Below are 332 nucleotides of genomic sequence, written 5' to 3' on the forward strand. Positions count from 1 at the left end.
GGCGGCCGCGAACGGCGTGGTCGGGCGCGTCGTCGCGCTGCGCGGCGACGCCGGCGAGGAGGAGGCCGACGAGAGCGCCGACCTGATCCTGCTCAACCCGCCGTTCCACGACCGCACGGCCGTGCGGACCGACGCGGCGCACCGCATGTTCGCCCAGGCCGGCCGGATCCTGCGCCCGGGCGGCGAGCTGTGGTGCGTCTTCAACACGGCGCTGCGCTACCGCGGGGCGCTGACCCGCGCCGTCGGGCGGACCGAGCACATGGCGCAGAACCCGCGTTTCACCGTGACCCGCTCGCGCAAGCCCTGAACGCCGAACAGGCGGTTGCCGCCGT

The 332-nt window shown here is 75.6% G+C and carries 1 protein-coding gene; it reads left to right on the plus strand.

From position 1 onward, the window contains the following. On the plus strand, window positions 1-307 hold a 307-nt coding region (locus tag ABD254_RS02190), incomplete at its 5' end, for a methyltransferase (protein ID WP_344245180.1). Window positions 308-332 lie beyond the last annotated feature (25 nt).

Source organism: Isoptericola hypogeus (assembly GCF_039531145.1).
GTDB lineage: Bacteria > Actinomycetota > Actinomycetes > Actinomycetales > Cellulomonadaceae > Isoptericola > Isoptericola hypogeus.